Source organism: Aquitalea sp. ASV15, assembly GCF_016429115.1.
Lineage (GTDB): Bacteria > Pseudomonadota > Gammaproteobacteria > Burkholderiales > Chromobacteriaceae > Aquitalea > Aquitalea magnusonii.
In genome coordinates this window covers 75,521-101,274 of sequence record NZ_JAELTZ010000013.1, presented here as the reverse complement: position 1 = coordinate 101,274, position 25,754 = coordinate 75,521, and the positions used below count along the sequence as shown (strand labels likewise).

Sequence of the window (25,754 nt, the reverse complement as noted above, 5' to 3'; positions counted from 1 at the left end):
GCTAGTGCAGCAGCGGTGCCAGCAAGGGCACCAGAATGGCGGTGACTACCCCATTAAGCCCCATCGCCAGCCCGGCGAAAGCGCCGGCAGTCTCTGACAACTGGAACACCCGTGCCGTTCCGATACCGTGTGCCGAAATACCGGTGGCCGTGCCCAGCACCATGTCGTCGCCCATGCCCAGCAAGGAAAACAGCGGCTTGACGATGACCGCACCGAAAATGCCAGACAAAATCACAAACATGGCCGACAGCTCGGGAATGCCGCCAATGCCCTGCGACACGCTCATGGCAATCGGCGTGGTCACCGCACGGGTGGTCAGCGACAGCAATACCTGCTGCGGTAATTGCAGCAGCCAGCCCACCCCGACCGCACTGACAATGCCGACCAGCCCGCCAAACACGATGGTGATGGCCAGGGGGCCGGCGGCACGCTTCAGCCGCGACAGATTACCGTACAGCGGCACCGCCAGCGCCACCGTGGCCGGGCCCAGCAGCATCTGCACCATCACCCCGCCCTTCATGTAGTCACGGTAGCTGGTGCCGGTGGCCAACAGCCAGCCCAGCAGCAACAGCACACCGATCAGCACCGCGTTGGACAGCGGATGGCCGTGGCAGCGCCGGTTGAACAACACCGCCAGCTTGTAGGCCAGCAAGGTGACAAACACCCCGCTCAAGGGCGATGTCCGCAGCACCTCCACGGCAGCCATGGGATTCATGCCTCCTCCTTGTGCCGGTGGCGCGCCAGCAGCAACTTCAGCAACAGGCCGGGCAGCAGCAGGGTCAGGATGGTGGAAGCGGCCAGCACCACCAGCAATTGCCAGCCGAAACCGGCCAGCAGATCGCGATAGGCCAGCACCGCGGCGCCGGCAGGAATGAACAGCAGCGACAGATGGGACAGAAAGCGCGGCACATTCTGCTTCATGCTTTCCGGCACCGACTTGCGCGCAGCCAGCGTGCAAAACAGCAGCAACATGCCCAGCACCGGGCCGGGCAAGGGCAGGGAAAAACTACGGCTGATCAGCTCACCAGCCAGCTGGTAACCCACCAGCCACAACAGGGTTTCTATCATGGGCATCATTCCGCCTGCAGCAGCGCGCCACCACAAGCCAGGCCATCGGCCAACATCGGGCTTTCATCATACCTGTGGCTGCTGCAGCGCGGTATAAACAGACAAGGCCATTGTCGTATTACTGTCAACAAACAGGACAAGCCTTGTCCGGCTTTGGCATAATGCGCGCCATGATTCAGGATACACACTGGCTGCCGCAGCCCCCCGACCTTGCCCCCGGCCTGCTGGCCTTCGTCAGCGAAGCCGGCTCGCTGACCGAGCGGCTGCTGGCCACCGGCCACCGCTTCGGCGTGCAGGTATTGTCACAAGGCGCAAGCCCGGCCAACCCGGACGAGCCCGCCCTGCTTGCCCTGCCAGCCGACAGCCTGCTGTATGCCCGCCATGTGCTGCTGACCCTGGATGACACCCCGGTGGTGTACGCGCGCAGCATTGCCCGGCTGGACTGCCCGGTGTGGCAGCCCATCCTGGACCGTGGCAGCCGCTCGCTCGGACTCACCCTGTTTGGTGGCCTGCCGCAGCTGCAGCGCGGCCCGCTGCACTATCAGCAACTGGGGCCGGCCCATCCCCTGCACCAGGCCTGTGCAAGCGATAGCACCAGCCTGACGGCACGGCGCTGCCGCTTTGTGCTGGATGAAGCCCCGATGGTGGTGTGCGAGGTGTTCCTGCCCGCCCTGAAAGATTTTGCCCGATGACGCTTGATGCCCTGAAAGACCGCTACACCGTTTACAAGCAGCTGATGCGCATGGACAAGCCCATCGGCACCCTGCTGCTGCTGTGGCCCACGCTGTGGGGACTGTGGATAGCCGGCAACGGCAAGCCGGACCCGCTGGTGGTGCTGATCTTCGTGCTCGGCACCTTCCTGATGCGCTCGGCTGGCTGCGTCATCAACGACTATGCCGACCGCCACTACGACATGCATGTGGAGCGCACCAGCCAGCGCCCGTTTGCCCGTGGTGCGGTGACCGAGCGTGAAGCGCTGTGGCTGGCGCTGGCGCTGGCCATCATCTCTTTCCTGCTGATCCTGCCGCTGAACCGGCTGACCTGGCTGATGAGCGTGCCAGCGGTTTTCGTGGCCGCCAGCTACCCCTTCACCAAGCGTTTCTTCCCCATGCCGCAGGCTTATCTGGGCATTGCCTTTTCCTTTGGCATCCCCATGGCCTTTGCCGCGCTCAACAATCACGTCCCCGCACTGGCCTGGCTGCTGCTGGTGGCCAATGCCTTCTGGACCGTGGCCTACGATACGGCTTATGCCATGGCCGACAAGCCGGATGACCTGAAAATCGGCATCAAGACCTCAGCCATCACCTTTGGCGACCACGACGTCACCGGCATCATGCTATGCCATGCCGTGTTCATCCTCATGATGGCGGGCATAGGCTGGCAGCTGGCACTGGGCTGGCCTTTCTTTACCGCACTGGCCATCTGCCTGTTACTGATCGCCAAGCAGTACCGGGAAATCCGCACCCGCGACCGCGGGCTGTGTTTCAAGGCTTTTCTCGACAATAACCGCGTCGGTGCGGTGCTGATGGCGGGCATTGTGCTGAGCTATTTGTTGAAGTGATGGTGTACCCGGCCGCGGTATTGCCGCTTCCGCGCGGCGGATGGGCGCGTTGGTGCGGTGGAAATGAGTCGGCATCTAGCCCGTTAGCACTACCGGAACAGCCTCGGCCCAATCCCACACTTTCAACAAAAAAGGCCCCTCCCGGAGCCTTTACGCGCTGAACGATACCTGTGCTACTGCGCCAGGAAGGGCAGGCTGTAAGACTGCTCACCCAGATGCAGGGTGGCAATCCAGTGACGGCTGCCGGTGGCGCAGACTGGCAGGGTGATGCGCGCCTGCCAGTCCGAACCATCGGCCACAAAACGATAGCGGTTGAAACCCATGTCCATGTCTGCCATGGCAAACTCCACCGCAGGCTGTGCCACCTGCACCCCTTCCAGCCGCAGCGTAAAGGGCTTGCCGTTTTGCGGCGGACTGACAAAGTGCAAGCTGCCACCATCCGGCAAGGCGCAGCGCCCCTGAGCGATATTGCAGGCCAGCAATTGCGGTGCGGCAGGCTGATTCTTGTGTTGCAGATACCACCACACCAGCCCGCCCTTGATGGCGGCCAGCAGCAGCAGGGCCGTACCGATCAGCAGCAGTTTTTTCTGTTGGGCATTCATCGTCATTGCCAGGCTCCACGCATCAGTGCCACACCATGCGCGCCATGCTGACGCGCGGTTTCCAGATCCTGAGCCTGCAGCCCGCCCAGTGCATACACCGGCAGCGGCATGCCCGCAGCCAGCACGCTGGCAAAACCGTCCCAGCCCAGCGGCGTGACACCGGGGTGGCTGGCCGTGGGCTGGACATGGCCGAGCAAGGCGTAATCCAGACCAAGCAGCCCCGCCTGCTGCAATTCTGCTGCCGAGTGCACCGACGCCCCCACCCAGGCAATATCCGGCCGCTGCGTCAGCTGCCGCAAACGGCTGCCATTCAGATGCATGCCATCCACCGGCCAGCCGGCCAGCCAGGCCGGGTCGGCATTCACCACCACCTTACCGCCGCGTGCATGCACGATGGCCGCCACTTCGCGGACAAAAGCCTGTAACTGCTGCCGGTCCATGTCCGGTTCGCGTACCTGTACCAGGCCATGGGCCGGGCCGGTAGCCAGTGCCTGCAACTGCGCGGCCACGCCGATTTCATGGGCGCAGGTGATGGCGTACACCGCGGGTAATTGCAGTGACTTCAGTATCGGGCCATTGGCCGGCAGCATGGGCTCGACACTGCTCGGCCCCGGCGGCTGCCAGGCAAACTGCTGGCCCTCTTGCGGCTGTGGCTCGCCCTGCCAGTCCCACACGCGGAAAAAGCGCAAATGGACCGAGGCATGTTCGTAGTGATGCAGCCGGCTCAGCCAGGGTGTGGCATGGGTCACGGTGATGGCCATTTCCTCCTGCAGCTCGCGCACCAGCGCCTGCAGGGCGCTTTCACCAGGCTCTACCTTGCCGCCGGGAAACTCCCAGTAGCCGGCATAAGGTTTGCCCTGCGGCCGGCTGCCCAGCATGAAACTGCCATCCGGGCGCATCAGCACGCCGGCCACCACTTCGATGATCTTGTTGTCAGAATGCATGATTTGTCTTGTCAGCCAGTGTTCTGGTCCGCGGTTAATGCTTCGCCCTGGCCACCACCACACCGCTGGCGATAATCAGGGCCCCGCCCAGCCAGGTACTCATACCCGGCATTTCGGCAAAGAAAAAATACCCCAGCGCTGCCGCCCACAGCAGGATGCTGTATTCCAGCGGAGCCACCGCCGATAGCGGCACATCGCGCAGCGACAGGGCATTGACGAAATTGGCCAGCCCGCCGCTCAGGCCCAGCAACAGCAGCACCAGCCAGTCGGCCAGCCCCGGCCACTGCCAGTCGCGGCCTGCGCTCAAGGCACTGAACAGCAGCATGAGCAGCGTCCCCAGCAAGGCAATGGTGGCCGGGCTGTCATGGGCCGACAGCTGACGGGTCAGCAGCGTGGCCAGGGCATAGGACAGGGCCGAGGCCACCGCCAGCAGGCTGTAGGCATTGAACTGCAGGCCGGACAGGCCACACACCACCAGCACCCCGATCAGGCCCAGGCCGACTGCCAGCCATTGCTGCCGCCCCACCGGCTCGCCCAGCCAGAACAGGCCCAGCAGCAGCATGAAGATGGGGTTGGCCAGGGTGATCACCGTTACCGTGGCCAGCGGCAAATGGCGCAAGGCCATGAAGAAGGTGACGATGGTCAGCATCACCACCATCCCGCGCAACAGATGCCGCCATGGCTGTGCCGTGGCCAGCAGCCGGGCCGGTGCGCTGCTGTGGCGCAGCCCCAGCACCAGCAGGATGGGCAGGGCAAACAGCGAGCGGAAGAAGATGATTTCGCCCACCGGATAGCCATGGGTCAGCCATTTGGCGCTGGCATCCATCACCGCCAGCAGAAAAATGGCCAGGCTGTACAGCAGGATGCCGCGGGTGCGGTGTGGCGGCGTGGCCGCCACGCTGGCCACGCTCACTTGCCCAGCTCCGCCTTGCGTTCCCTGGCGCTGCGGCCAGCCCAGTCATTGGCAAATTGCCAGGCCACGCGGCCGGAACGGCTGGCGCGCAGCTGGCTCCATTGCAGCGCCGCGCGTTCGGCCTCGCTGTCCATGGGCAGCTGGAAATGTTCCAGCCAGGTCTTGACTGCGGCCAGATAGGCGTCCTGATCGAAGGGATAAAACGACAGCCACAGGCCAAAGCGGTCGGACAGCGACACTTTTTCCTCGATGGCTTCGCCCGGATGGATTTCGCCATCGCTGACCCAGCCCTCGCGGTTTTCGCTGTGTTTTTCCGGCATCAGATGGCGGCGGTTGGAGGTGGCATACACCAGCATGTTTTCCGCCCGCCGTGCCAGGCCGCCATCCAGCGCGGTTTTCAGCGCCTTGTAGGCATCGTCGCCATCTTCAAACGACAGGTCGTCACAGAACAGGATGTAGCGCTCCTTGCGCCCGGCCACCAGCGCCATGATCTCGGCCAGATCGGACAGATGCTCCTTGTCCACCTCGATGATGCGCAGGCCCTTGTCGGCGAATTCTGGCAGCAGGGCTTTCACCAATGACGATTTGCCAGTGCCGCGTGCGCCGGTCAGCAGCACATTATTGGCCGGTTTGCCCTTGACGAACTGGCGGGTGTTGCGCACCAGCAGCTTGAGCTGGTTGTCGATATGGGTCAGCCGCGCCAGCGGCAGGGTGTGCGGCTGGTTGACGCTCTCCAGCCAGCCGGCCATGCCCTGACGCCGCCAGCGATAGGCTGGTGCGCTCCAGTCCGGCTCGGGCCGGGCCGGAGGCAGCAAGGGTTCGAGACGGGCCAGCAGGGCTTCGGCGCGGGCCAGAAAGGCTTCAAGTTGCTGCATGTCGTTCTCCGGGCAAAAAAACAGGCTGGCACTGCGACCAACCTGCACGGACGGGATGATGGCGGGCTTAGCCGCGCAGGCTGATGATGGGCCAGCCCTGCTCCTTGGCGTGCTGGCGCAGGGTGTCGTCCGGGTCGACCGCCACCGGGTTGCTGACGATGGACAGCAGTGGCAAGTCGTTGTGCGAATCGCTGTAGAAGAAGCTGCGGCCATAGCTGGCCAGCGTCTGGCCGCGTTCGGCCAGCCACATTTCCAGCCGGGTGATCTTGCCGCCCTGGAAGCTGGGCACGCCGGTGTGCTTGCCGGTGTAGCGGCCATCGGCGCTGCGTTCCAGGTCGATGGCGATCAGGTGTTCGTCATCCACGCCCAGTTCGGCGGCGATGGGACCGGTGATGAAACGGTTGGTGGCGGTGATGATGAGGATTTCATCGCCCTGCTGGCGGTGCAGATTGAGCAGGTCGCGCGCGGCTTGCGGAATGATGGGACGGATATGCTCATCCATATAAGCGGCATGCAGTGCTGCCAGCTCGGTGTTGTCGTAACGGGTGAGCGGCTCCAGTGCAAATTCCAGATACTCGCCGATATTCAGCGTGCCGGCCTTGTACTGTTCGTAGAAGTGATTATTGCGATGGTCGTAGTAAGCCTGGTCGACAATGCCGCGCTTGATCAGGAAGCGCGGCCATTCGAAATCGGAGTCGCCGATCAGCAGGGTGTTGTCCAGGTCAAACAGGGCCAGATTGCGTGCTTGGGTCATGTGTCGGAAGAACTCGCGGTTTGCAAAACGTTTTTCACCAGCGGCACGGTGATGGGGCGGCGCAGCGCCAGCGAATAGCGGTCCAGCATGTCCAGCATGCCGATCAGGCTGGACAGGTCGCGCCGCCAGTGGGTAAGCAGGTAACGGAACACATCGTCGGCAATGGCCAGCTGGCGGTTGGCGGCATGGGTGCGCAGCGCAGCCAGCTTGTCGTCGTCGGACAGGGCCTTCACTTCCAGCACCAGTCCCCAGCCCAGCCGGGTGCGCAGGTCGTCGCGCACGGCAGCGGCCATCGGTGGCTTGCGTCCGGCCATCAATAGCCGGCCCTCGCCACTTTCCTTCAGCGAGTTATAAAAGGAGAACAGGGTGATCTGGTCGTCCGGGGCCAGGTCGTCGACATGGTCCACCGCAATGAAGCTGGCTTCGCGGGCAAAATCCGGCAGATGTTCCTTCTGGCCATCCAGATAGATGGAGGCGCGGCCCAGCCGCTCGGCATGGGCAATCCAGGCTTGCAGCAGGTGGGTCTTGCCACTGCCCGGCTCGCCCCACAGATAGATGAAGCGCTCGCCATCCTCCGCCGTGAGGGCGGTGATCACCTCGCGGTTGCGCTGGGCCAGGAAATTGTCGAAGGCCGGCAGCGGCGTGGGGGTCAGGTCTAGTACTAGCTGGTCCAAGAGTAAGGTCGTGTGGGCCGATTGAAGTCAGACGGTGATTTTACGCCGAGATGGCCTGTTGGCGAAACCGCTGCATGCCATTAGTTTGGCGATTCCAGGCGGATAAAAGCGCGTCAGCGCAGCCCGGCCTGGCATGGCCGGCCCGGCACCGGGGCAGGCCCGGCTAGCCGCCACGGCGCTTTCTGCTGCGCCATTGCAAATTAAGCGCGGCTTTCTGGCAGAAATTCAGTTAAAATACAGTGCTTTCGCATCAGCGAAAGCTTGACGTGAAAATACTTCAAGTTAGCAGAAAGCGAGTTTACCTTGAGCACCCAGTCCCTCAGTTACCGTGATGCAGGCGTGGATATCGACGCCGGCGACGCGCTCGTCGAAAACATCAAGCCCTATGCCAAGCGCACCATGCGTCCGGAAGTTCTCGGTGGTATCGGCGGTTTCGGCGCACTGGTGGAAATTTCCAAAAAGTACAAAGAGCCCGTCCTGGTATCCGGCACCGATGGCGTGGGCACCAAGCTGAAACTCGCCTTTGACTGGAATCGCCACGACACCGTCGGCATCGATCTGGTGGCCATGAGCGTGAACGACATCCTGGTTCAGGGTGCCGAGCCGCTGTTCTTCCTGGATTACTTCGCCTGCGGCAAGCTGGATGTCCCGCAAGCCACCGACGTGATCAAGGGCATTGCCGCTGGTTGCGAACAGGCCGGTTGTGCATTGATTGGCGGCGAAACCGCCGAAATGCCGGGCATGTACCCGGTGGGCGAATACGATCTGGCCGGCTTTGCCGTCGGCGTGGTGGAAAAGAGCCAGGTGATCACCGGCCGTACCATCGTGCCGGGTGATGTTGTCCTGGGCCTGGGTTCCAACGGTGTGCATTCCAATGGCTACAGCCTGGTGCGCAAGATCATCGACCGTGCCCAGCCGGATCTGGACGCCGCCTTTGATGGCGACAAGAGCCTGCGCGATGCGGTGATTGCCCCCACCCGCATCTATGTGAAGCCCCTGCTCAAGCTGATGCAGACCCTGCCGGTCAAAGGCATGGCCCACATCACCGGCGGCGGCATCACCGAAAACACCCCGCGCGTGCTGCCGGACAATGTGGTTGCCCAGCTCGATGCCAATAGCTGGGAACTGCCCAAGCTGTTCCAGTGGCTGCAGAAGGAAGGCAATGTCGACAGCCAGGAAATGTACCGTACCTTCAACTGCGGCATCGGCATGGTGGTGATCGTGGCCGAAGAGCATGTGGCTGCCGCCACCGCCCTGCTGCAGCAGGAAGGCGAAACCGTACACCGTCTGGGCAGCGTGCGCGCCCGCAACGGTGACGAACACCAGACCCAGATTTCCTGAGTCTGGCAGTGACACCGAACGGCGCCGCTAGCATTGCTGGCGGCGCTTGTTTTTTTACCGGCGACATCCAGCAGCCCATAGTGCAACCATGAAAAACATCGTCATCCTGATTTCCGGTCGCGGCTCGAACATGCAGGCCATTGTCGAGGCCAATATCCCGGCAGCGCGCATCGCCGCGGTGCTGTCTAACCGTCCCGACGCCGCCGGCCTCGCCTGGGCGGCAGAGCGGGGCATTGCCACGGCAGTGGTGGACCACAAGCAGTTTGCCAGCCGCGAAGCATTTGATGCACAGCTGGCGCAAGTGATAGACGGCTACCAGCCCGACCTGGTGGTGCTGGCCGGCTTCATGCGCATTCTCACGGCAGACTTCACCCGCCGCTACGAAGGCCGCATGCTCAACATCCACCCCTCGCTGCTGCCCGCCTTTCCCGGCCTGCATACCCATGCGCGGGCACTGGAAATGGGCTGCAAGGTAGCCGGCTGCACCGTGCACTTTGTCACCGCCGAACTGGACCACGGCCCCATCGTGGCCCAGGGCGTGGTCACCCTGCAGGACGACGACACCCCGGACAGCGTGGCCGCGCGGGTATTGCAGCTGGAACACCAGCTCTACCCGGCTGCCGTGCGCCGCTTTGTGGCTGGCGAACTGCAGATTGTCGATGGCAAGGTGGCCTCCCCCGCCCAGCCGGCCGCCAGCCTGCTGGCACCTGCGCCCTGAGTGATCGGCTCCGGCATGAAATCGTCGCTGCGGATATTCATCCTGGCCCTGCTGGCTTCCCTGCTGCTGCATGTGGCCATGCTGGGCTCCGGCCTGCTGCCGGAAAGCACGATAGCATTGCCGCCCGATCAGGCCCTGCGCAAGATCGATGTAAAAATGCAGGCGCTGCAGCTGGAACAAGCCACGCCACCTGCCACGCCCACCGCCAGACTGCTGCCCGGCGGGCCGGCAAGAGCCGTGAGCGGGCACAAGGCAAAGCGCCATCACGATGCCTCGGCAGCGCACGCCAAAGCGGAGCAAGCCCCGGCAGCAGAACAAGCAGCCGAGACGGAGGACGCCAGCCAGCCGCTGGCGGAACAGGCCAATAGCCACCAGCCAGGCGCGGCCAGTGCGCCGGCAACGGCCCATGCCGCAAAAGCGGACAAGACTGAGCCGCATGAGCACACCGTCGACGCCAGCGCCCCGGCCGCCACTGTGGCGGACAGGCCGGCCGGTTATCTGACACCGCTGACCGCCCAGCACCGTTTCCCGGCGCAGGCCCAGCTGGGCTATCAGACCTTCTACAACAACGCCATGGTCGGCAGTGGTGGCCTTGACTGGCAACATGGCCCGAACAGTTATACGCTGGAGATTCGCTTCAACCCGGTTATCGGCGGGAAGCGGCGCTATCTTTCACAAGGCCGGTTAAACCAGCACGGCCTGCAGCCGGACAGCCTGCAAGCCTGGGTAGGCCATGAGGCCAAGGAATCCGCCCGCTTTGACTGGGCAGCCGGCACCCTGCACTTTGGCGATCAGGGCGACAAGGAAGTCGCCCTGCGCGCCGGTGCACAAGATGTATTCAGCCTGGCCTTCCAGCTGGGGCTGAAGGGCGGCCAGCTTGGCTCCGCCCCCTTGCAGATCACCACCGGGAAAAAGGTCTATGAATATCCGATGACCCCCAGTGGCGAAACCGATTACGACACCGGCTCCGGCAAGATCCGGGTGATAGTGTTCCGCGCCAAGGGCGAGGATGACATCACCGAATTCTGGCTGGCTCCGGATTTCGCCAACCTGCCGGTGCGCATTTCGCGCACCGACAAGAGCAAACGGGTAGAACTGCGCGCCGTGCTGATCAATATTGACGGCACCGAGCAATGGCGCCTGCCCGCTCGCCCCATGACCCGGAATAACCGTTAATGAATATCAGCCATAGCCAACTGAAACACATCGAAAACGTCATCGGCCAGATGATCCGCTTTGACCGCCCGGCCGATGCCGTGCTGTCCGCCTACTTCCGCGAAAACGTGAAGCTGGGTTCCAACGACCGTCACCTGATTGCCGAAACCGCCTTTGGCTGCCTGCGCCGCCTGATCCAGTTCCGCGCGCTGATCGCCCCGGAAAAGGCCAGCCCGCGCCGGCTGGCCATGGTGGCGCTGATGCGTCTGCAAAAGCTCAATATCAAGGAACTGGCCGACGCCACCAGCGCCGGTGAGCGCGAATGGCTGAGCAGCGTCAAGGGCAAGCAGCTGGACGACAACCTGTCCATCGCCGCCGAACTGCCGGAATGGGTGATCGAGCGCCTGGCGGAAAAAGACCCGAAGGACGTGCTGGCGCTGGGCCTGGGCCTGATGGAGCCGGCGCCGCTGGATCTGCGCGTCAACACCATGAAGATGAAGCGCGACGAAGTGATGGACCGCCTGCGCGCCGACGGCATGCCGTGCGAGCCCACCCCCTACTCGCCCATCGGCATCCGTCTGCAAGACAAGCCGGCGCTGTCCAAGTACGAGCTGTTCAAGTCCGGTGTCATCGAAGTGCAGGACGAAGGCAGCCAGCTGCTGGGCCTGATCACCGGTGCCCGTCGTGGTGAAATGGTGGTGGATTTCTGTGCTGGAGCCGGTGGCAAGACCCTGCTGCTGGGCAACCAGATGGCCTCCAGCGGCCGTCTGTACGCCTTCGATGTATCGGAAAAGCGCCTGGCCAATCTCAAGCCGCGCCTGGCCCGCTCCGGCCTGTCCAATGTGCACCCGCAGCTGCTGGCGCATGAAAACGACAGCAAGGTAAAACGCCTGGCGGGCAAGGCCGACCGCGTGCTGGTGGATGCGCCGTGTTCCGGCCTGGGCACCTTGCGCCGCAATCCGGACCTGAAATTCCGCCAGAGCCCGGAAAGCGTGGCCGAGCTGAACGTCAAGCAAACCGCCATCCTGGCCTCGGCCGCGCGCCTGGTGAAAGTGGGCGGCCGTCTGGTGTACGCCACCTGCAGCCTGCTGCCGCAGGAAAACCGCGACATCGTCGAAGCCTTCCTGGCCGCCCACCCGGACTTTGTCCTGCTGCCGATGGATGAAGCGCTGGCCGAACAGAAGATCCCGCTACAGATTGGCGACTATCTGGAATTGAAGCCGCACCTGCATAATTCCGACGGTTTCTTCGCAGCGGTTCTGGTCAGGAAAGGTAATTGACCTTATCATCGAGTATTAGCAAAGTCGAAAATACCGTTTCATATCAAACGATGTGTCACGCGGCTTTGCTCAGCTCTCGATAAACCGCCACGGAGTTCCCTCCCCCATGTCCGACACCAGAGTCGCCCGGCGCCTGGGCCAGCACGGCCTGCGCGCCAGCCGCCGCCTGAGATATCTGTATTTGTCCATGGCACTGTGGCGACGTCGGGCTCCGATCTGGATTGCTGCCATTCTGATTGGCCTGGTGGCGGCGGTGTTTGCCAATGGCAGCCATCTGTCGCACGAACTGTTCTACCAGATCTACGACCAGTCGCCCTACTGGGCCCTGCTGATCACCCCGGCCGGGCTGGGTTTGTCGGTATGGCTGCTGCGCACCTTCTTTGATGGTGCCGGCGGCGGTGGCATTCCGCAAACCATCATTGCCATGCAGCCGGGCATGCACGCCCTGCGCGCGCGCATACTCACCATGCGCGCCGCCGTGGGCAAGATGGTATTGACGCTGATCGGCGTGGGCTGTGGCTCCACCATGGGCTATGAAGGCCCCATCGTGCAGGTGGGGGCCGCCATCAAGTACTCGCTCAACCGCGAGGCTGCCCTGCGCCATGAGGGCGTGGCACGCAGCTTTATCCTGGCGGGCGCAGCGGCCGGTGTGGCGGCGGCCTTCAATACCCCGCTGGCCGGCATCGTGTTCGCCATCGAGGAAATGGGCCGCACCTTCGACCAGCGCGCCAGCTCCACCATCCTGTTGTCGGTCATCCTGGCCGGTATTACCGCCATTGCGGTACTGGGTGATTACAACTACTTCGGCGTGGTGTCGGTGGTGCTGGAGCTGCGCTCGGGCTGGATGGCCATTCCGGTGTGCGGCATTGTCGGCGGCATCATCGGCGGCCTGACCTCGCGCGCCATCCTGACACTGGCCCATCACCTGCCCGGCCCGCTGCACGGCTGGCGCATCAACTACCCCATCCTGTTTGCCATTGCCTGCGGCCTGTTGCTGGCGGTCATCGGCATTGCCAGCGACGGCATCACCTTCGGCACCGGCTATTTCCGCGCCAAGGAGATCATCGAGGGAGGTGGCAGCAGCATGCAGGAGTACGGCATTCTCAAGCTGGTTTCGCTGATCATCACCTATATCAGCGGTGCACCCGGCGGCATGTTCGCCCCCTCGCTGGCGGTGGGAGCGGGCTTTGGCCTGAACATGTCCTTGCTGCTGCCCTCGCTGCCGCAGGCGGCCATGGTACTGCTGGGCATGGTGGCGTTTTTCTCCGGCATGACCCGCGCGCCGATGACCGGCTTTGTCATCGTGATGGAAATGACCTCTTCGTCGTCCACCATGATCATTCCGTTGATGGCCACGGCGCTGGTGGCGGCCAACGTATCGCGCTTCATGAACCGCCACGCCCTGTACGACGGCCAGGCCGAAATATTCCTGCGCCAGTTGCGCGCACGTCATCAGGCAAATTGACCAGCGCAGCCGGCTTACGTACAATAACCCATCGTTTCAGTCAAGTATTGAGGGCAAACCCGCTGTTTGCCCGTTCACCGCAAGGAATTCCTCATGGATACCCAGGACATCATCAAGCAGACCGTTACCGAGAACCCGGTTGTGCTGTTCATGAAAGGCTCGGCCCAGTTCCCGCAGTGCGGCTTCTCCTCGCGCGCGGTCCAGATTCTGAAAGCCTGTGGCGTGGAAAACATCAAGACCGTCGACGTGCTGCAGGACGCCGAAATCCGCCAGGGCATCAAGGAATTCTCCAACTGGCCGACCATTCCGCAGCTCTACGTCAAGGGCGAGTTCATCGGTGGCTCGGACATCATGTACGAAATGTACCAGTCCGGCGAATTGCAGGAAGTGCTGCAAGGGCTGTAAGCCACGCCCACCATGGCAAGCAGAGCAAACCCGGCCCCGGCCGGGTTTTTCTTTGCCGGCACGCCGCATCGATGCACACAAGCAGGGCGCGCACATGCCCAGACCCGCCGATTTTCTCCGGACCGCACGACAAGTTCATATCCACTACCGCCTGACTGTCTTACAATTCAGCAAACAGCCTACTGCCGGCAGCCCGCTGCCCTATCCCGACCGGATACCGCCATGACACCTTCACAAGCTGCGGGCTTTCTTGCCCAAACCGAGCACCTCACCGGCCACGCCACCAGCGACAGTGGTGGTGCCATGCCCATCGATGAAATCTGGAAAGCACTGGTCAACGACCAGCTGGTGCCGTATTTCCAGCCCATTGTCGATATCCGCGACCGCCGTGTCATCGGCGCCGAGGCGCTGGCGCGCTGGCGCCATCCGGCACTGGGTGTGCTCTCGCCCATCACCTTCGTGCCGGTGATGGAAGAGCGCGGCATGATACGTGAGCTGACCGAGCTGATCCTGGAAAAATCGCTGTATGCCTGCCGCGACTGGCTGGACCAGGGGCAGGCATTGCAGGTATCGATCAATCTGTCCGCCCAGTTGCTGGCTGACCCGCAGCTGGCCGGGCATTTGGCCCAGAAAACCAGGCTGGCCGGCCTGCAGCCGGCAAACCTGACCCTGGAATTTTCCGAAAGCACCCTGCGCCAGCACTGGGCCATGGCCGACACCCAGCTGCAGGCGCTACGCCAGGCAGGCTTTGGCGTGATGGTGGATGAATTCGGCATTGGCACCGGCCTGACCGACAAGCTGCTGAGCAGCCATTTCAGCGGTCTGAAAATCGACCGTGCCTTTGTACATGGCGCCGGCGACAACCAGCACCTGCGGGCCATTCTGGGCGAGGCACTGGCACTGGCCCAGGCCGGCGGCCTAAGCACGGTGGGCATGGGGGTGGAGGATGCGACCGATCTGTCCGTACTGAGCGAACTGGGCTGCCATGCGGTGCAGGGCTATATCTGTGCGGCGCCACTGCCGGCCTCAGGGTTAATCCCGTGGATTTCCCAGTGGGAAAAGCGGTAGAATATCGCCCCATACCTCATTCAAAGACCGGCCATGGCAACCAGGCCGGTTTCGCATATCTGAAACAAGCTGCCCCTGCGCTCCACAAGATCGCAACCGGCAGCTTTTTCGCAAGGTTTGGGACCAAGCATGAACATCCACGTAGTCAACCATCCGCTGGTACAGCACAAACTCGGCCTGTTGCGCGAGGGCGATATCAGCACCATGAAATTCCGCCAGCTCACCCAGGAACTGGCGCGTCTGCTGGCTTATGAAGCCACCCGCGATTTTGAACTGGAAGCCACCACCATCGACGGCTGGTGCGGCAAGATCGACATCCAGCAGATCAAGGGCAAGAAAGTCACCGTGGTCCCCATCCTGCGCGCCGGCATCGGCATGCTGGACGGCGTGCTCGACCTGGTGCCGTCGGCCAAGATCAGCGTGGTGGGCCTGGCCCGCAACGAAGAAACGCTGGAACCGGTGTCCTATTTCGAAAAATTCGTCGACAGCCTGGATGAGCGCATCGCCATCATCATCGATCCGATGCTGGCCACCGGCGGCTCCATGGTGGCCACCATCGAACTGCTCAAGCGCAAGGGCTGCAAGCAGATCAAGGCGGTGGTGATGGTGGCGGCACCGGAAGGCGTGAAGGTGGTGAACGATGCCCACCCGGACGTGCAGCTGTATGCCGCCTCGCTGGACAGCCATCTGAATGAAAATGGCTACATCATTCCGGGTCTGGGTGATGCCGGTGACAAGATCTTCGGCACCAAGCACGCCTGATTTTGCCGGTGATAGTTAGCACGCCGCTCGTCCGTACCGGAAGGGCGGCGTTTTTGCAGCCCGCCGCCAAAGGAAAGAAGGGAAAGGGATGAACGCCCATCAACAGATCGACAACGACTTTCTGCTGCGCTTTCCTGACGGTCTGCAAGATGCGCAGTGGCAGGCACTGGCCAAAAAGCACCGCAGCGTGGATAGCGTCATCCAGCTGTGCCAGCAGGGGCTGACGGCCGAGCGGCTGCAACAGGCCATCGCCAGCCAGCGCTATGCCGACATCACCGAAACCTGCCGCCAGATCATTGGCCGCAGCACCACGGTCAGCACTTTCGAGAAGATGGCCTTCCGCAATTATCTGGGCTTTCGCGATGTGCATGCCGCCTTTGTCGCTGCGCTCTATCGCTTGCTGCACCAGTTTGGCCCGGACAGTTTTGCCGATTTTGTCGAAGTGCTGCAGCTGTGCCGCAATGATGGCAATGCCAATCCGGCCAAGTGGCCGGTGGTGACCTGCTTTCTGGCCTATAGCCGGCCCGACGAGCATGTGTGCATCAAGCCCACCACCATCAAGAAAGTGGCGGCGCGGCTGGAAGTGGACATTGCCTACCGGCCGCTGCCCAACTTTGACACCTATCAGCGGGTGCAGGCCATGGTGCAGGACTTCCGCCAGCACAGCCGGCTGGCACAGCAGCAAAACAACATCATTGCCCAGGCCATCATGTATTGCACGGTCTGAGTCAGCGTCAGGCCGTATTTGCTTTTAACAAAAACAGGGAAACCCCATTATGTTCCAACACGTGAAGGTGGCCATCTCCGGCGCCCAGATCCTGTTCGTCGCTTTTGGCGCACTGGTTCTGGTACCGCTGCTGACCGGCCTCAACCCCGCCATGGCGCTGCTCGGCGCCGGCATCGGCACCTTGCTGTTCCAGCTGTGTACCGGGCGTCAGGTACCCATTTTCCTGGGTAGCTCGTTTGCCTTTATCGGCCCCATCATCTATTCCATGCATACCTGGGGTCAGGGTGCCACCATGTTCGGCCTGTTTGCCGCCGGTTTCATGTATTTCGTGTTTGCTGCCATCGTGCGCTGGCGCGGCATGGAGCTGGTCAACAAGCTGCTGCCGCCGGTGGTGATCGGCCCGGTGATCATGATCATCGGTCTGTCGGTCGCCACCGCAGCCTCCGGCATGGCCATGGGCCAGGCGGGTGGCAAGCAGATCATGCCCTATGAAACCTCCATGCTGCTGGCGGCCATTTCGCTGGCCACCACGGTCATCGTGTCCATTTACGCCCGTGGCATGTTCAAGCTGGTGCCGATTCTGGCCGGTGTCACCGTGGGCTATATCGCTGCGGCCTTCATGGGCGTGGTGGATTTTGCCAAGCTGGCCAATGCGCCGTGGTTTGCCGCACCGGTATTCCACAGCCCCGAGGTCAACTGGTCGGCCGCGCTGTTCATGCTGCCGGTGGCGATTGCCCCGTCCATCGAGCATATCGGTGGCGTGATGGCTATTGGCGGTGTCACTGGCAAGGACTTCACCAAGACGCCGGGCCTGCATCGCACGCTGATGGGTGATGGCCTGGGCGTGTGCGTGGCCGGCCTGATTGGCGGCCCGCCGGTGACCACCTATGCCGAAGTGACCGGCGCAGTGATGATTACCCGCAACTTCAACCCGGTCACCATGACCTGGGCCGCCGTATTTGCCATCTGCATGGCTTTCTTCGGCAAGTTCAATGCCCTGCTGCAATCCATCCCCATGCCGGTAATGGGCGGCATCATGGTGCTGCTGTTCGGTACTATCGCCTCCATTGGTTTGAAGACCCTGATCGAGGCCAAGGTGGACCTGATGCAGCCGCGCAATCTGGTGATCATCTCGGTAGTACTGACGGCCGGCATTGGTGGCCTGACGCTGAAACTGGGCGGGCTGGAGCTGGCCGGCGTCGGCCTGTGCTCCATTCTGGCCATGGCGCTCAATCTGATCCTGCCGAAATCGGCAGCGCATCATGATGGCATTGTCGAAGGGCAGGACATCTAAACACCTGACCTGGCTGCAATACAGACAAAAGCGCGGGCTTACCGCGCTTTTTCTTTATATAAATCAGAGACGTCGCAATATTACCGCTTCATGTCCGGATCATGAACGACCGCTGGCTGGCCGTACTGGATAATGTCGACACTTTGTTGAAGTTTTTTCAGGGCTTGTTGTGCATCATCAGGCCACTGCCGTCAGGGCAGACAGCAAACTCCTTTGTTGTGTTGTGATTGAAAACGCCATCTTGCGATGGCGTTATTTTTTTGTCTTGCGCTCAAGCCTGCGCTGCAGGTGAGCTGGCACGCAGCCTGGCCATTTTCAGGACATCTTCATAGCGACCATTGCGCAAGGCATACGCGCGCAAGCGGGCCTCTTCGACAAAGCCGCACTTGCGGTACAGCGCCAGTGCAGCCGCATTATCCTCAAATACCGTCAGCTCCACCCGGTGCAGGCCCAGCCAGTTATCCGCCAAGTCCAGCATGGCCTGCAGCAAGACCCTGCCCACCCCCTGCCCCTGCCATTCACGCTGTACCGCCATGCCCAGGTGGGCGCCGTGCGCCAGTCGGGGAGCGCTTTCCCGCCATAGCGAACCGTGGGCAATCACCTGGCCCGCCGCCGTTTCCAGCAACAGCGCATGGTGCAGCGGATCGCTACCCGCCAGCCGCTGTTGCCACAGCTGCAGGGAGGGATAAGGCAGCTGCAGGGTATTGCCGTAACAAAGCGGATCGCTCATCAGTGCGCGCAGTGCCGCGGCATCCGCCGGACCCGGTTTGCGAATGTGATACCGGCTCATGCCTGCCCTCCTGCCGGCCAGTGCAGCCGTGCCATCACCACACTGTCCACATAGCGCCCGTCCTGCAGGATGTCCTGGCGCACCACGCCTTCATGCTGGAAGCCAAAGCGCTCGTACAGGGCGATGGCGCGCTGGTTGTCCCGCTGCGCCATCAGTTGCAGCCGGATCAGCCCCAGCCAGTTGTCGGACAGCTCCAGCAAGGCCTGCATCAGTGCAGGCCCCACGCCCTTGCCCTGCCATTCGTCGCGCACCAGCAGGAACAGGTCGGCCACATGGCGGCAACGCGCCTGCGGCAGAATGGTAAGCCCGCCGCTGGCAATCACTTCGTCGGCAGCATCACAGGCCACCAGCCAGTGACAGGAGGAGGACAGCTGCTGCAATTTTTGCTGCCAGTCGGCAGCCGACTGATAGGGCTGCTGCGAGGTATGGCGGACCACGCCGGGGGCGGATTGCAAGCGCGCCATGGCGGCGGCGTCTTCCGGCTCGATGCGGCGGATATGAAAACTCATGCGGCAATGCTCCTGTAAGGCAGGTTCCAGCCAGATAGCATGACATCATTAGCAACAGAATGGCGATTAAACAAGCGGATTTGACAAGCAACAGCCCCGTTTCATCGCTGAAAACGGGGCTGGGTTGCTCAGCAAGCAGCCAGGGGCTTAGCGGCTGCGGCAGGCGCGGTCCACCAGATACATCAGGTTCTGGTAAGGAATGCCGGCATTGGCCGACAGGCCGATCTCGCAGGTGACGCTATTGGAGAAGCCGCTGCCGCAGTCCTTCACCTGGGCTTTCAGGCCGGTCAGCGCACTGCTGTTGAGTTCCGGATGGCTGAAACCCTTGTCACCGGCAAAGCCGCAACAGGTAATGCCCTGCGGCTCGATCACCGTGCTGGCGCAGCGTTTGGCCAGGCCATTGAGCATGGCGGCCTGACCGGTCTTGCGCATGGAGCACACCACATGCAGCGCCACGCTTTCAGGCTGCGGGGTGAAGGCCAGATGCTCGGCGGCCACTTCGTGTACGAAGCGGGTAACGTCATACACTTGCAGCCGCTTGTCCTGCAGCCCTTCCAGCATGCTGGCGGTACACACGCCATTGTCGACAATCACCGGCCAGCGGCCATTGTCACTGGCCTGCAGCAAGGCAGCTTCCAGCTCGGACAGCTTGCTGGCAGCAGCATCGGCAGCGCCCTTGGACTTGAACGGCGTGCCACAGCACAGGCCATCCATCTGCTGCGGGTAGAGAATCTGGTAACCGGCCTTGCCCAGCACCGAGGCCACCACCTCGTTCAGCGGGCGCTGGTCCGGCTGCGCCTTGGCCGGGGCAAAGGTACGCGTCAGGCAGGATGGCAGGTACACCACCTTGCGCTCGCCCTGTTTGCCACCGTCCAGCCGCAGCTTGCTGGCAGCACGCGGGAAGTATGGCGTCCAGTAGGGAATACGCCGCCCCACCACCCGGCGCAGGCTGCGCATCAGCACACCGGAGGCAGCATTACCGGCCACGCTTTGCACGGTTTGCAGTGCGCGCAGGCCAAGACGCGCGCCCGCCGTGGCGGTGTCGTAGTGGCTGGCCAGGGTATTGGCCAGCGCCCAGCCGGTATCGCTGAGATTCTGCTGGCGTAGCTGGCTGGTGAGCGCGCCGGTATTGATGCCCACCGGACAGGCGGATTCACACAAGCCGCAGGTGGTGCAGGTTTCATCACCGGCAAACTGGTAGCGTTCGCGCAGCGCATCCAGCCGCGACGGGTCCTGGCCGCTTTGTTGCAGCGCGGCCATTTCGCGGTTGGCCACAATGCGCTGGCGCGGGGTCAGGGTAATGGCGCGGCTGGGGCACATCACTTCGCAGAAACCGCATTCGATGCACTTGTCGATCAGCGTATTGGCCGTGGGAATCGGCTTCAGGTTGCGGATATGCAGCAGCTTGTCGTGGGTGATGATCACATCCGGGTTGAGGATGCCATCCGGGTCGAACAGGGCCTTGAGTTCCTGCATGATCCGGTAGGCGGCCGGGCCCCATTCCATCTCGACAAAGGGGGCCATATTGCGGCCGGTGCCGTGCTCGGCCTTGACCGCGCCTTCGTACTCAACCGCCACCAGCTTGCACACCGCCTCGATAAAGGCTTCGTAACGTTTGATTTCGGCCTCACCGGAAAAATTGGGCGTGAACACGAAGTGCAGGTTACCTTCCAGCGCATGGCCGAAGATGATGGCTTCGTCGTAATGGTACTGGCGGAACAAGGCTTGCAGCTTGAGCGTGCCTTCGGCCAGATGTTCGATGGGAAACACCACGTCTTCGATGATGACGGTGGTTTCCGCCGCACGCATCGCGCCCACACTGGGGAACATGCCCTTGCGGATATTCCACAAGCGGGTGTATTCCTCGGCCACATCGGTAAAGCGAATGCCGGACAAATTGGGAATGGTGGCGATATAGCCGCAAATGGCGTCGATCTGCACAGTCAGCGCGCTAGCATCGCGGGCACGGGTTTCCATCAGGATGGCGGCAGCCTCGTCGCCCAGGGTTTTCAGTTCGGCCGGCACCCCCGCCTTGTTTTCCACCGAGCGCAGGCTGGCGCGGTCCAGCAGCTCGGCCGAGGACACCACGTCCTTGTGCTGGGCCAGCAGCTGGATGGCATCGCAGGCATCCTTGATGGTGGGGTACAACACCAGCGCCGAGGCCTTGTGCGGCAGTTCTTCCACCGTGTGGTATGTCGCCTCGGAGACAAAGGCCAGCGTGCCTTCGCTGCCCACAATCAGGTGCAGCAGCATGTCCAGCGGATCGGCAAAATCCACCAGTGCATTCAGGCTGTAGCCGGTGGTGTTTTTCATCTTGTACTTGCGACGGATGCGCGCTTCCAGCTCGCCATCAGCGCGGATTCGCGCAGCCAGCCCAGCCAGCCCGGCCAGCAGCCCGGCATGCGACTGGCGGAAAGCAGTCACACTGGCAGTATCGGCGGTATCCAGCACGGTGCCGTCGGCCAGCACCAGTCGCAGGCTCTTGATGGTCTGGTAAGTGTTTTGCGCCGTGCCGCAGCACATGCCGCTGGAGTTGTTGCTGACAATGCCGCCTATCATCGCCGAGTTGATGGTGGCCGGATCGGGACCGATCTTGCGGCCAAACGGCAGCAGCGCGGCATTGGCCGCCGCACCGATCACCCCCGGCTGCAAGCGGATGGCCCGCCCTTCATCCAGTACCTGCAAGTCTTTCCAGCCATGATTGGCCACCACCAGAATGGAATCGCTCACTGCCTGGCCGGACAGCGAAGTCCCCGCTGCGCGGAAGGTCACCGGCAGCTTCAACGCCGCAGCCTGTGCCAGCACCGCCTGCACTTCGGCCTCGGAGTGTGTCTGGATGACAATTTTCGGCACCAGCCGGTAACAGGACGCATCCGTCCCGTAGGCCAGGGTGGACAGCGGGTCGCTAAATACCCGCCTGGGGTCGATCACTTCGACAATGGCTTGTTGAAACAGCCGGTAAGCACCTTGCAGCATGAACTCTCTCCGCGGCGCGGGCAGCGGCTCTGTGTCGGCTTGCCACGCCAGGTTGCGCACGTCACCTGCTTGCAGAACTGCAATGGCAGGTGAACGGTCCCAAGAATGTTGAAGCGGCATAGTGCCACATCTGGCTTATCTGCCCATCAAGGGATTACCCTGTCAGCCAGACGGTTTATGCGTGGAAATAACAGAGAGGGAGACACAGACATGCTGATGCAAATCGATCAGGCCACCCTGCTGGTGGTGGATATCCAGGACAAGCTGCTGCCGGCGGTGGATCAGGCCGACAGCATGCTGGCTGCCAGCTTGTGGCTGGTGGGGGTGGCACACGATACCGGGCTGCCCATCGTGTTTTCCGAACAATACCCGCGCGGCCTGGGCCACACCGAAGCCAGCCTGCTGGCACTCGCGCCACAGGCCAGCGTGGTGGAAAAGCTGCATTTTTCCTGCGTGGCCGCCGATTGCCTGCCAGACAGCCTGCTGGCCCGCAAACAGGTGATTGTCTGCGGCATGGAAACCCATGTCTGTGTGTTGCAGACGGTGCTGCAACTGCTGGCACAGGGCAAACAGGTATTCGTGGTGGCCGATGCCGTGGCCAGTCGCCGCGACAGCGACAAGCAACTGGGCTTGCAGCGCATGCAGGCCGCAGGGGCGGTCTTGGTCAGCCGGGAAATGGTGTTGTTTGAAATGCTGGAGGTGGCCGGTAGTGAGTTATTCAAGGCCATGAGCAAGAAATATCTGATGGGCGTGCAGCCATAAACAATCCATTAAAAGGAAAGCCTGCAAGATAAGACAGATCGCCATGCCAAAAGGGCAGCTTGTCAGTCCTTATCTATTGCACAGATAATCGCCAGAACGCTGGTTTTCTGGATTATACCTAATTCAGCGAATCATCAATCCGGTAGTACCTCCCAGGCTTGTCACTGCAATAGCAGGCAAAACCTGATCCACACATGCCGTTGTGGGTCAGGTTTTTGTTTTTGGAGGCTAACAAATGCGTATCTACAAGATACTGAATAACAATGCCGTTATTATCCGTAATGCACAACAGCAGGAACAAGTTGTCATGGGACGCGGGCTAGGCTTTCAAAAACGTCCAGGAGACTTTCTGGACAAAGCCTGTGTGGAAAAAATATTCTCACTGCAAGAGCCTGGCTTGCAAGCCCTGCTCAGCGAACTATTGCAACGGATTCCGGCGGAGATCATCACCACCAGTGATCATATCATTTGCCTGGCACGACAAAAAATTCCGTCTTTGCATGAGCGTATTTACCTGACGCTAGTGGATCATCTGCACTTTGCCATCGAGCGCCATCGTCAGGGCATGGCCATCAGCAATCTCATGTTATGGGATATTCAACAACTCTATCCATGCGAATACGATATAGGCTTGGCCTCATTAGAACTGATCGCACAGGAAATGGATTGTCAACTACCAATAGATGAGGCTGGTTTCATTGCCTTGCACCTGGCCAATGCACAATTGACCGGCGACATGAAAATCACCAACCAGATCAGCCTTCTGATGCAGGAAGTACTACAGATTGTGCGCTTGAAAATGCATATCAGACTGGATGAAAACACCCTTGCCTTCCATCGCTTTGTGACTCATCTTAAATTTCTCGCGCAACGTCTGCTCAGTAAAAATGGCTTACTGCCAGGAGATATTGCATTACAAGAAATGGTGCAACAGTCTTGCCCACAAGCGTGGAACTGCGCCAAGACCATTAGCAAGCATATCGAAACCAACGGGCATGAAAAACTGAGCGATGCAGAAATAATGTACCTTAGCTTGCATATAAACCGGCTGCACGACAGGCAAGCCATCTAGCATCCATCCCCATGTTGAGCGCAACAACACCATGAAACCGACATGACTGAATAGCTCAAGCCCTTACTCTCAATGGGATTGTTATCGCAATGGCGAGCAAAACCTGAAATCACTCTCCACCGGGAGAGCTGTTTTCAGGTTTTTTTAATTTGATCACACAAGGAATAAAAAATGGAGGAACTGGCCAACACCATCCTGGCAAATATTGGGGGCAAGGACAATATCGAAAGCCTGGTCCATTGCGCCACGCGCTTGCGCTTCAAACTGAAAAACAGCGCCCTGGCCCACACGGCTGCCTTGAAACAAACACCAGGTGTGCTGATGGTGGTAGAAAGCGGCGGGCAATATCAGGTTGTGATTGGTAATGATGTCAGCCAGGTTTTTGCTGCAATCGAAAAACAGCGTCAGCTGCCAGACCAGGCAGTCGGCGCTGCCCCCAGCGCTGGCGAAACCTTATTCAGCCGCTTTATCGATATTATTTCCGGCATTTTCACCCCATTTCTCGGCGTTCTGGCCGCCTCCGGCATACTGAAAGGTTTGCTGGCACTGGCGCTGGCCTGTCATTGGCTGGCAGCCGACAGCGGTGGTTATCACGTTTTGTATGCCGCCAGTGACGCCCTGTTCTTTTTCCTGCCTATTGTCCTGGGCTATACCGCCGGACAGAAATTTGGCGGCTCGCCCTTCACCACCATGGCAATCGGCGCCGCCCTGGTACACCCGACCATTCGCAGCCTGTTTGCCAGCGGTGGCAGCGCCGCGCCACTGGATTTCTTTGGTTTGCCACTGACCTTGCTCGATTATGGTTCGTCGGTAATGCCGGTCATTTTCGCGGCCTGGTTCAGTTGCCTGCTGGAAAAACGCATTCAGCCACGCTTTCCTGCGGCCATTCGCAATCTGGCAACGCCACTGCTCTGCCTTGTCATCACGGTCCCCTTAACCTTTCTGCTGATCGGTCCGCTGGCAACAAAAGCCAGTCAGGGGCTGGCGGCTGGCTACCAATGGCTCTATGCCTTGTTCCCGGTGCTGGCAGGGGCCGTCATGGGCAGTTTGTGGCAGGTGTTTGTCATCTTCGGCCTGCATTGGGGCTTCATTCCGCTCATGTTTAACAATCTCAGCGTACTGGGTTACGACAGCATGTTGCCGCTGCTATTGCCGGCGGTGATGGGACAGGTGGGGGCGGTAGTGGGGGTCATGCTGCGCAGTCGAGACAGCAAGCAACGCTCGCTGGCTGCCTCTGCCGCCACTGCCGGGATATTCGGCATTACCGAACCGGCCATTTATGGCGTCAACCTGCCGGCCAGACGCCCCTTCCTGTTTGGCTGCATCGGCGGGGCGCTGGGCGGCATGGTGGTGGGCTATGTACAAAGCAAGGTTTACTCGCTGGGCCTGGTCAGCATTTTCACCTTCGCCCAGATCATTCCCCCCAGCGGCGTGGATAACAGTGTGTGGGGCGCATTAATCGGTAGCGCCATGGCTTGCCTGTTTGCCTTGCTCACCACCTTTTTCTTTGGTCTGCCTGCCCCGGCCAATACCAGTACGACCGACGCACCCCCTACGGAACAAGACAGCATCCGCTCCCCCATCAGCGGCAATATCCGTGAGCTGGCCAGCATTCCCGATACGGCCTTCGCATCCGGCGCCCTGGGGGCCGGGGTTGCCATCTATCCCACCACAGACAGCCTGCACGCGCCTTGTGACGGCATCATCAGCGGCGTGCAGCCTTCAGGGCATGCACTCACCCTGCGCACAGCGCATGGCGTGGAAATACTGATTCATGTCGGCATCAATACCGTCCAGCTGCAGGGACAGCATTTTCATCCGCAGATCGTACAGGGGCAGCGCGTCACTGCAGGCCAGCTGCTCATGCACATGGACAGGGAGGCCATCGAGGCGGCCGGCTATGACCCCACCGTGCTGCTTACCCTGTGCCAAGGCGCAGACGAGGCCAGCATCCAGTTACTCCAAACCGGCCAGGTTCAAACTGGCGAGCCATTGTTTCTGCTGCACACCGATCATCACCCAAGCCAAGCGTAAGGAGT

At 61.4% G+C, this 25,754-nt stretch carries 26 protein-coding genes and 1 pseudogene; 16 read left to right on the top strand and 11 right to left on the bottom strand.

Annotated features, from left to right (window positions below; translation table 11 throughout):
* Position 1: 1 nt before the first annotated feature.
* A complete protein-coding gene (locus tag JHD64_RS08060; RefSeq protein ID WP_199052886.1) occupies positions 2–715 on the bottom strand; it encodes an LrgB family protein in 714 nt (237 codons plus the stop codon).
* Positions 712–1,068 carry a CidA/LrgA family protein gene (locus JHD64_RS08055; protein WP_110313624.1) on the bottom strand — a complete coding sequence of 119 codons (357 nt, stop codon included), beginning with the start codon at positions 1,066–1,068 and terminating at the stop codon, positions 712–714. The genes JHD64_RS08060 and JHD64_RS08055 overlap by 4 nt, the downstream gene beginning before the upstream one ends.
* Before the next feature lie 170 nt (positions 1,069–1,238).
* Here JHD64_RS08055 and JHD64_RS08050 point away from each other — a divergent pair, with 170 nt between their 5' ends.
* The gene (locus JHD64_RS08050) at positions 1,239–1,760 is read left to right on the top strand and encodes a chorismate lyase (protein WP_233170398.1); all 522 of its coding nucleotides are present in this window, start codon (positions 1,239–1,241) and stop codon (positions 1,758–1,760) included.
* Positions 1,757–2,629, top strand: coding sequence for a 4-hydroxybenzoate octaprenyltransferase (ubiA, locus tag JHD64_RS08045; protein WP_199052885.1), 873 nt, complete (start codon positions 1,757–1,759; stop codon positions 2,627–2,629). Before JHD64_RS08050 ends, ubiA begins: the two co-directional genes overlap by 4 nt.
* 173 nt (positions 2,630–2,802) lie before the next feature.
* Here the strand turns inward: ubiA and JHD64_RS08040 are convergent, their stop codons facing one another.
* The 6 genes from JHD64_RS08040 to hda all read right to left on the bottom strand — a co-directional run bounded on the left by JHD64_RS08040 (position 2,803) and on the right by hda (position 7,391).
* Entirely contained in the window at positions 2,803–3,237 is a 435-nt protein-coding gene (locus JHD64_RS08040) for a hypothetical protein (protein ID WP_233170397.1), read from the bottom strand.
* On the bottom strand, positions 3,234–4,175 hold the full coding sequence (locus JHD64_RS08035) for a Nudix family hydrolase (protein WP_199052884.1): 942 nt from the start codon (positions 4,173–4,175) through the stop codon (positions 3,234–3,236). Before JHD64_RS08035 ends, JHD64_RS08040 begins: the two co-directional genes overlap by 4 nt.
* A gap of 34 nt (positions 4,176–4,209) precedes the next feature.
* On the bottom strand, positions 4,210–5,088 hold the full coding sequence (locus tag JHD64_RS08030) for a DMT family transporter (RefSeq protein WP_199052883.1): 879 nt from the start codon (positions 5,086–5,088) through the stop codon (positions 4,210–4,212).
* Positions 5,085–5,963, bottom strand: coding sequence for an ATP-binding protein (locus JHD64_RS08025; protein WP_059285550.1), 879 nt, complete (start codon positions 5,961–5,963; stop codon positions 5,085–5,087). The genes JHD64_RS08030 and JHD64_RS08025 overlap by 4 nt, the downstream gene beginning before the upstream one ends.
* 67 nt (positions 5,964–6,030) lie before the next feature.
* Entirely contained in the window at positions 6,031–6,717 is a 687-nt protein-coding gene (locus JHD64_RS08020) for an HAD family phosphatase (RefSeq protein ID WP_059285546.1), read from the bottom strand.
* On the bottom strand, positions 6,714–7,391 hold the full coding sequence (gene hda, locus JHD64_RS08015) for a DnaA regulatory inactivator Hda (protein ID WP_045847287.1): 678 nt from the start codon (positions 7,389–7,391) through the stop codon (positions 6,714–6,716). The genes JHD64_RS08020 and hda overlap by 4 nt, the downstream gene beginning before the upstream one ends.
* A 303-nt stretch (positions 7,392–7,694) precedes the next feature.
* Between hda and purM the strand changes: the two genes are divergently transcribed.
* The 10 genes from purM to JHD64_RS07965 all read left to right on the top strand — a co-directional run bounded on the left by purM (position 7,695) and on the right by JHD64_RS07965 (position 17,606).
* Positions 7,695–8,732 carry a phosphoribosylformylglycinamidine cyclo-ligase gene (gene purM / locus JHD64_RS08010; protein WP_059285545.1) on the top strand — a complete coding sequence of 346 codons (1,038 nt, stop codon included), beginning with the start codon at positions 7,695–7,697 and terminating at the stop codon, positions 8,730–8,732.
* Positions 8,733–8,820: 88 nt separating this feature from the next.
* Entirely contained in the window at positions 8,821–9,450 is a 630-nt protein-coding gene (gene purN, locus JHD64_RS08005; protein ID WP_059285544.1) for a phosphoribosylglycinamide formyltransferase, read from the top strand.
* A gap of 15 nt (positions 9,451–9,465) precedes the next feature.
* The gene (locus tag JHD64_RS08000; RefSeq protein WP_146215998.1) at positions 9,466–10,626 is read left to right on the top strand and encodes a DUF3108 domain-containing protein; all 1,161 of its coding nucleotides are present in this window, start codon (positions 9,466–9,468) and stop codon (positions 10,624–10,626) included.
* 5 nt (positions 10,627–10,631) lie between these two features.
* On the top strand, positions 10,632–11,885 hold the full coding sequence (locus tag JHD64_RS07995; protein ID WP_199052889.1) for an RsmB/NOP family class I SAM-dependent RNA methyltransferase: 1,254 nt from the start codon (positions 10,632–10,634) through the stop codon (positions 11,883–11,885).
* Positions 11,886–11,991: 106 nt separating this feature from the next.
* Positions 11,992–13,350 carry a chloride channel protein gene (locus tag JHD64_RS07990; RefSeq protein WP_110313651.1) on the top strand — a complete coding sequence of 453 codons (1,359 nt, stop codon included), beginning with the start codon at positions 11,992–11,994 and terminating at the stop codon, positions 13,348–13,350.
* 93 nt (positions 13,351–13,443) lie between these two features.
* Complete coding sequence (gene grxD / locus JHD64_RS07985) at positions 13,444–13,755, top strand: Grx4 family monothiol glutaredoxin (protein ID WP_059285540.1); 312 nt, start codon at positions 13,444–13,446, stop codon at positions 13,753–13,755.
* A gap of 222 nt (positions 13,756–13,977) precedes the next feature.
* Complete coding sequence (locus tag JHD64_RS07980) at positions 13,978–14,823, top strand: EAL domain-containing protein (protein ID WP_199052882.1); 846 nt, start codon at positions 13,978–13,980, stop codon at positions 14,821–14,823.
* Between the two features lie 129 nt (positions 14,824–14,952).
* Positions 14,953–15,585, top strand: a complete 633-nt coding sequence (gene upp, locus JHD64_RS07975; protein ID WP_059285539.1) for a uracil phosphoribosyltransferase — start codon at positions 14,953–14,955, stop codon at positions 15,583–15,585.
* A gap of 88 nt (positions 15,586–15,673) precedes the next feature.
* Positions 15,674–16,312, top strand: coding sequence for a hypothetical protein (locus JHD64_RS07970; protein WP_059285538.1), 639 nt, complete (start codon positions 15,674–15,676; stop codon positions 16,310–16,312).
* Between the two features lie 49 nt (positions 16,313–16,361).
* Positions 16,362–17,606, top strand: coding sequence for a uracil-xanthine permease family protein (locus JHD64_RS07965; RefSeq protein ID WP_199052881.1), 1,245 nt, complete (start codon positions 16,362–16,364; stop codon positions 17,604–17,606).
* Between the two features lie 271 nt (positions 17,607–17,877).
* On the opposite strand, the gene JHD64_RS07960 is transcribed toward JHD64_RS07965, so the two are convergent.
* Positions 17,878–18,396: a GNAT family N-acetyltransferase gene (locus JHD64_RS07960; RefSeq protein ID WP_199052880.1), complete on the bottom strand. Its 519-nt coding sequence runs from the start codon at positions 18,394–18,396 to the stop codon at positions 17,878–17,880.
* A complete protein-coding gene (locus tag JHD64_RS07955; RefSeq protein WP_199052879.1) occupies positions 18,393–18,905 on the bottom strand; it encodes a GNAT family N-acetyltransferase in 513 nt (170 codons plus the stop codon). The genes JHD64_RS07960 and JHD64_RS07955 overlap by 4 nt, the downstream gene beginning before the upstream one ends.
* A 59-nt stretch (positions 18,906–18,964) precedes the next feature.
* Between JHD64_RS07955 and JHD64_RS22465 the strand changes: the two are divergent.
* Positions 18,965–19,060 (top strand): annotated as a pseudogene (locus tag JHD64_RS22465) (hypothetical protein); the annotation flags it as partial.
* Here JHD64_RS22465 and JHD64_RS07950 read toward each other — a convergent pair.
* Positions 19,053–21,881, bottom strand: a complete 2,829-nt coding sequence (locus tag JHD64_RS07950) for an FAD-binding and (Fe-S)-binding domain-containing protein (RefSeq protein WP_199052878.1) — start codon at positions 21,879–21,881, stop codon at positions 19,053–19,055. The pseudogene JHD64_RS22465 and the gene JHD64_RS07950 overlap by 8 nt on opposite strands.
* Positions 21,882–22,091: 210 nt before the next feature.
* Between JHD64_RS07950 and JHD64_RS07945 the strand changes: the two genes are divergently transcribed.
* The 3 genes from JHD64_RS07945 (at position 22,092) to JHD64_RS07935 (ending at position 25,749) form a co-directional block, all read left to right on the top strand.
* Positions 22,092–22,643: a hydrolase gene (locus JHD64_RS07945; RefSeq protein ID WP_059285534.1), complete on the top strand. Its 552-nt coding sequence runs from the start codon at positions 22,092–22,094 to the stop codon at positions 22,641–22,643.
* A gap of 235 nt (positions 22,644–22,878) precedes the next feature.
* Complete coding sequence (licT, locus tag JHD64_RS07940; RefSeq protein WP_059285533.1) at positions 22,879–23,715, top strand: BglG family transcription antiterminator LicT; 837 nt, start codon at positions 22,879–22,881, stop codon at positions 23,713–23,715.
* A gap of 171 nt (positions 23,716–23,886) precedes the next feature.
* A complete protein-coding gene (locus tag JHD64_RS07935; protein ID WP_199052877.1) occupies positions 23,887–25,749 on the top strand; it encodes a beta-glucoside-specific PTS transporter subunit IIABC in 1,863 nt (620 codons plus the stop codon).
* Positions 25,750–25,754: the final 5 nt, after the last annotated feature.

What these genes read in the sequence shown, in the direction of transcription:
- JHD64_RS08060 (WP_199052886.1), bottom strand. Translation starts at nt 715, where the DNA reads ATGAATCCCATGGCTGCCGTGGAGGTGCTGCGGACATCGCCCTTGAGC.
- JHD64_RS08055 (WP_110313624.1), bottom strand. Translation starts at nt 1,068, where the DNA reads ATGATAGAAACCCTGTTGTGGCTGGTGGGTTACCAGCTGGCTGGTGAG.
- JHD64_RS08050 (WP_233170398.1), top strand. Translation starts at nt 1,239, where the DNA reads ATGATTCAGGATACACACTGGCTGCCGCAGCCCCCCGACCTTGCCCCC.
- ubiA (WP_199052885.1), top strand. Translation starts at nt 1,757, where the DNA reads ATGACGCTTGATGCCCTGAAAGACCGCTACACCGTTTACAAGCAGCTG.
- JHD64_RS08040 (WP_233170397.1), bottom strand. Translation starts at nt 3,237, where the DNA reads ATGACGATGAATGCCCAACAGAAAAAACTGCTGCTGATCGGTACGGCC.
- JHD64_RS08035 (WP_199052884.1), bottom strand. Translation starts at nt 4,175, where the DNA reads ATGCATTCTGACAACAAGATCATCGAAGTGGTGGCCGGCGTGCTGATG.
- JHD64_RS08025 (WP_059285550.1), bottom strand. Translation starts at nt 5,963, where the DNA reads ATGCAGCAACTTGAAGCCTTTCTGGCCCGCGCCGAAGCCCTGCTGGCC.
- JHD64_RS08020 (WP_059285546.1), bottom strand. Translation starts at nt 6,717, where the DNA reads ATGACCCAAGCACGCAATCTGGCCCTGTTTGACCTGGACAACACCCTG.
- purN (WP_059285544.1), top strand. Translation starts at nt 8,821, where the DNA reads ATGAAAAACATCGTCATCCTGATTTCCGGTCGCGGCTCGAACATGCAG.
- JHD64_RS08000 (WP_146215998.1), top strand. Translation starts at nt 9,466, where the DNA reads ATGAAATCGTCGCTGCGGATATTCATCCTGGCCCTGCTGGCTTCCCTG.
- JHD64_RS07990 (WP_110313651.1), top strand. Translation starts at nt 11,992, where the DNA reads ATGTCCGACACCAGAGTCGCCCGGCGCCTGGGCCAGCACGGCCTGCGC.
- grxD (WP_059285540.1), top strand. Translation starts at nt 13,444, where the DNA reads ATGGATACCCAGGACATCATCAAGCAGACCGTTACCGAGAACCCGGTT.
- JHD64_RS07980 (WP_199052882.1), top strand. Translation starts at nt 13,978, where the DNA reads ATGACACCTTCACAAGCTGCGGGCTTTCTTGCCCAAACCGAGCACCTC.
- upp (WP_059285539.1), top strand. Translation starts at nt 14,953, where the DNA reads ATGAACATCCACGTAGTCAACCATCCGCTGGTACAGCACAAACTCGGC.
- JHD64_RS07970 (WP_059285538.1), top strand. Translation starts at nt 15,674, where the DNA reads ATGAACGCCCATCAACAGATCGACAACGACTTTCTGCTGCGCTTTCCT.
- JHD64_RS07965 (WP_199052881.1), top strand. Translation starts at nt 16,362, where the DNA reads ATGTTCCAACACGTGAAGGTGGCCATCTCCGGCGCCCAGATCCTGTTC.
- JHD64_RS07960 (WP_199052880.1), bottom strand. Translation starts at nt 18,396, where the DNA reads ATGAGCCGGTATCACATTCGCAAACCGGGTCCGGCGGATGCCGCGGCA.
- JHD64_RS07955 (WP_199052879.1), bottom strand. Translation starts at nt 18,905, where the DNA reads ATGAGTTTTCATATCCGCCGCATCGAGCCGGAAGACGCCGCCGCCATG.
- JHD64_RS07950 (WP_199052878.1), bottom strand. Translation starts at nt 21,881, where the DNA reads ATGCTGCAAGGTGCTTACCGGCTGTTTCAACAAGCCATTGTCGAAGTG.
- JHD64_RS07945 (WP_059285534.1), top strand. Translation starts at nt 22,092, where the DNA reads ATGCTGATGCAAATCGATCAGGCCACCCTGCTGGTGGTGGATATCCAG.
- licT (WP_059285533.1), top strand. Translation starts at nt 22,879, where the DNA reads ATGCGTATCTACAAGATACTGAATAACAATGCCGTTATTATCCGTAAT.
- JHD64_RS07935 (WP_199052877.1), top strand. Translation starts at nt 23,887, where the DNA reads ATGGAGGAACTGGCCAACACCATCCTGGCAAATATTGGGGGCAAGGAC.